We start from the raw sequence: 3,995 nt of genomic DNA on the forward strand, positions 1-3,995 counted from the left end.
GGAATTTCCACCACATGGTCAACTTTGACTGGGCGATAGAGATCTTCTAAATCACCGCCTTGTGCTGCTACCATTTCTTCAAACTTAGCCAGTGCTTGGCCATTTTCCAGGTGTTGACGGATTTCTTCGACCGTCTTATCAACATTTGCCAAGCCAAGCATAATCTGAGCTAACTCGCAGATAAAGTGACTAATATCTTCTCGGCCTTTTCCTTGGAGAATCTCGATTGCCTCAAGGATTTCGAGACGATTGCCAATGGCTCTTCCCAAGGGTTGGCTCATATCGGTAATGACTGCTACCGTCTTTCGACCAACTGCCTTACCAAGTTCTACCATGGTTTGAGCCAATTCACGCGCCTCATCAACAGTCTTCATGAAGGCACCCTCACCGACCGTTACGTCTAGCAAGATGGCATCCGCTCCTGCGGCGATCTTCTTGCTCATCACGGAGCTTGCAATCAAAGGAATCGTGTCGACAGTTGCTGTCACATCACGGAGGGCATAGAGAAGCTTGTCTGCTTTAACCAGCTGATCGGACTGCCCAATGACAGATACACCAATGTCCTGTACCTGACGAATAAAATCTTCTTGACTACGCTCAACTTGATAGCCCTTAATGGACTCCAATTTATCAATTGTCCCACCAGTATGGCCGAGACCACGACCACTCATTTTAGCTACGGGAACGCCAAAACTTGCTACTAAAGGAGCTAAAATTAAGGTCACCTTATCACCCACACCACCAGTCGAATGCTTATCAACTTTAACCCCCTCAATAGCTGACAAATCAAACTCCTGACCTGTCTTGACCATATTCATCGTCAAGTCAGAAATCTCACGTGTGGTCATTCCTTTAAAATAAACAGCCATAGCAAAAGCTGACATCTGATAGTCTGGAACCGTTCCAGCCACATAGCCTTCAACCAACCATTTGATTTCAGCTGCAGTCAGTTCTTGACCATCTCGTTTCTTTTGAATTACATCAACTGCTCTCATTCTTTCACACTCCTCAAGATATAATAGCCTTTATCTTTCTTGATAATCTCACAATTTCCAAAAACGTCTTCCATCTTACTTTTAGCACTTGGAGCTCCTTGCTTTTTCTGAATGACGATGGTTAAATCTCCTCTGTCTTTCAAAAATTCTCTGCTCTTTTCGATAATCTCATGAACAACTTGTTTACCAGCTCGAATGGGCGGATTGGAAATAACATGGTCAAATTCCCCTTCAACTTGTTCATAGATATTAGACTGAAAAATCGTCGCTTCTACTTTATTTCGTTCAGCATTTTGTCGCGCTAAGTCCAAGGCACGATTATTGATATCGACCATGGTTGCCTGAACTCCATAAGCCTTGACCAATGACAAACCCAATGGCCCGTATCCACAGCCTACATCAAGGACCGTTTCTCCTTTGTTAACCTCCAAACACTTCAATAAAAGTTGACTCCCAAAGTCAACCATTTTCTTGCTAAAAACACCCGCATCTGTTAAAAAGGTCATATTTTCTCCCAACAACTCCACTCTCAACTCATGAATGTCGTGAGCAGCATCAGGATTCTCTGCATAATACATTTTACTCATAAAACTATTTTACCATAATTTGGCTTAAATTGTAAATCGTTTACAAAGTGATGATCAAATGAAAAAGACTGAAGAATCCTAGTCAAAAAACCTTTTCTTCAATCTCTTTCAATTATTAGAAATACATTACAATCTATCAGGAACTACAAATTATCATTGTCAGGAAAAAACAGATCGTCTGTAATCAGGCACATTTTTATTACTATTTCTTAACCTTAAAATACTTTATTATCAACAGGATTCCCAATATGATGTTTAGATAAAAACCCAACTGATAAGTTTGTGTCAGAATTTCCAAACTTGTCCAAAGTCGTATCAAATCTTCTAGTGACATACGGAATAGATATCCTTCTGTAACAATCCACAAAATCAAAAATAGATAACTACCAGCAGCAAGCCATTTCGTCCACTGCTTTTTTACTAGCCAAGTAATCAAGAGTGAACAGATAAAGATAACTGTTACAAGGAGATGATCCATTAAGAAGGTAAAACCGTAATAGGTTTCTACAAAGCGTTTACCATTATCCGCATTGACTCCTTTTATAAAAGGTAGTGCAAAACTTAAAATAAAACAGAGTTCCAATATATAACTTTTTAAGATTTTCATGACACACCTCCTATAAGTTGCGAACTAAAAAAGCCCACTTTTAATAACTGATAAGTCTTCAGAAACAATTCCCTATCTCATCATTAAATTATTCAACCTCCATCTACCTCTATTATAGGACATTTACTTATTACTATCAAGAAACCGCTTTATTTTTTTAGCTTTTTATGGTATGATAAACAAAATATCTAGGGGAAAACAAATGACCAACGAATTTTTACATTTTGAAAAAATCAGTCGCCAGACTTGGCAATCATTGCATCGCAAAACAACCCCTCCCTTGACAGAGGAAGAGTTAGAATCCATCAAGAGTTTCAATGACCAGATTAGTCTACAGGATGTTACCAATGTCTATCTTCCCCTAGCCCATCTCATCCAGATTTACAAGCGTACCAAGGATGATTTGGCCTTTTCCAAAGGAATTTTCCTCCAACAGGAAAGCAAATCCCGACCTTTTATCATTGGGGTTTCTGGGAGTGTTGCTGTTGGAAAATCCACAACCAGTCGCCTACTTCAAATCCTACTGTCCCGTACGCTTACAGATGCTACGGTTGAGTTGGTAACAACTGACGGCTTTCTCTATCCCAACCAGAGCTTGATTGAGCAAGGGATTTTAAATCGCAAGGGATTTCCTGAAAGCTATAATATGGAAGCACTCCTAAACTTCTTGGATCGGATTAAAAATGGTCAAGATGTGGATATTCCTGTCTATTCTCATGAAGTCTACGACATCGTTCCTGGGGAAAAACAACGGGTCAAAGCTGCTGACTTTGTGATTGTCGAGGGGATTAATGTCTTTCAAAATCCACAAAACGAGCGTCTCTATATCACTGACTTCTTTGACTTTTCTATCTATGTTGATGCTGCAGTAGATGACATCGAGAGTTGGTATCTTGACCGTTTCTTGAAAATGCTGAGCCTAGCTCAAAACGATCCCGAAAGCTACTACTATCGTTTTACTCAAATGCCAATAGGAGAAGTAGAAGCTTTTGCACATCAGGTTTGGACCAGTATTAATCTCACAAATCTACAAAACTATATCGAACCGACAAGGAATCGTGCCGAGGTTATTCTCCACAAGACTAAAAACCATGAAATCGATGAAATTTACCTAAAAAAATAATTTCCCCTTGTCAAAACCTAAGTTTTCATATATAATGGTATAGTTAGTAAATATGGAGGTAAGAACATTGGCAAACATTAAATCAGCTATCAAACGCGCTGAATTGAACGTTAAACAAAACGAAAAAAACTCAGCTCAAAAATCAGCTATGCGTACTGCTATCAAAGCTTTCGAAGCAAACCCTTCTGAAGAACTTTTCCGTGCTGCTAGCTCAGCTATCGACAAAGCAGAAACTAAAGGTTTGATTCATAAAAACAAAGCAAGCCGCGATAAAGCTCGTCTTTCAGCTAAACTTGCTAAATAAGAAACAGTCCATAGAGGCTGTTTTTTTGTCCTCTAATCAGAAAAGGAAGAAAATGAAAATAGCAATCATCGGATATTCTGGAGCCGGCAAGTCAACTCTGGCAGAAAAGTTATCTCACTACTACTCTATCCCAAAACTACATATGGACATACTTCAGTTTCAACCTGGTTGGCAAGACAGTGACCGCGAATGGATGTTGACCGAGATGAAAAACTTTCTCACAAAGCATGAAACTTGGGTCATCGACGGCAACTACTCTTGGTGTTGCTATAAAGAAAGAATACTGGAAGCTGACCAAATCATCTTTCTCAACTTTTCACCATGGACTTGTCTCTTTCGAGCCTTTAAACGATATCTCGCATACCGAGGCAAGGTCAGG

General features: G+C 39.6%; 5 protein-coding genes and 1 pseudogene. 3 read left to right on the plus strand and 3 right to left on the minus strand.

The annotated features are described in order from the left end of the window. From SORDD16_RS04970 to SORDD16_RS04980, 3 genes are all read right to left on the minus strand, one after another. Positions 1-995: pyrimidine-nucleoside phosphorylase (locus tag SORDD16_RS04970; RefSeq protein ID WP_061452644.1), on the minus strand; the 995-nt coding region annotated here is incomplete at its 3' end. Then, the gene (locus SORDD16_RS04975) at positions 992-1,582 is read right to left on the minus strand and encodes a methyltransferase (protein ID WP_081215140.1); all 591 of its coding nucleotides are present in this window, start codon (positions 1,580-1,582) and stop codon (positions 992-994) included. The genes SORDD16_RS04970 and SORDD16_RS04975, both read right to left, overlap by 4 nt. Before the next feature lie 202 nt (positions 1,583-1,784). Continuing rightward, a complete protein-coding gene (locus SORDD16_RS04980; RefSeq protein ID WP_061452582.1) occupies positions 1,785-2,189 on the minus strand; it encodes a hypothetical protein in 405 nt (134 codons plus the stop codon). Between the two features lie 202 nt (positions 2,190-2,391). On the opposite strand from SORDD16_RS04980, the gene coaA reads away from it, so the two are divergent. The 3 genes and pseudogenes from coaA to SORDD16_RS04995 all read left to right on the plus strand — a co-directional run. Continuing rightward, positions 2,392-3,312 carry a type I pantothenate kinase gene (gene coaA / locus SORDD16_RS04985; protein WP_061452583.1) on the plus strand — a complete coding sequence of 307 codons (921 nt, stop codon included), beginning with the start codon at positions 2,392-2,394 and terminating at the stop codon, positions 3,310-3,312. A gap of 67 nt (positions 3,313-3,379) precedes the next feature. After that, complete coding sequence (gene rpsT, locus SORDD16_RS04990; RefSeq protein WP_001274000.1) at positions 3,380-3,616, plus strand: 30S ribosomal protein S20; 237 nt, start codon at positions 3,380-3,382, stop codon at positions 3,614-3,616. Between the two features lie 52 nt (positions 3,617-3,668). After that, positions 3,669-3,995, plus strand: a pseudogene (locus tag SORDD16_RS04995) (DNA topology modulation protein); the annotation flags it as partial.

This window comes from Streptococcus oralis (genome assembly GCF_001578945.1).
GTDB lineage: Bacteria > Bacillota > Bacilli > Lactobacillales > Streptococcaceae > Streptococcus > Streptococcus oralis_Q.

Excerpts from the sequence above, each read along its gene's own strand:
- SORDD16_RS04975 (WP_081215140.1), bottom strand. The coding sequence starts at position 1,582 with ATGAGTAAAATGTATTATGCAGAGAATCCTGATGCTGCTCACGACATT.
- SORDD16_RS04980 (WP_061452582.1), bottom strand. The coding sequence starts at position 2,189 with ATGAAAATCTTAAAAAGTTATATATTGGAACTCTGTTTTATTTTAAGT.
- coaA (WP_061452583.1), top strand. The coding sequence starts at position 2,392 with ATGACCAACGAATTTTTACATTTTGAAAAAATCAGTCGCCAGACTTGG.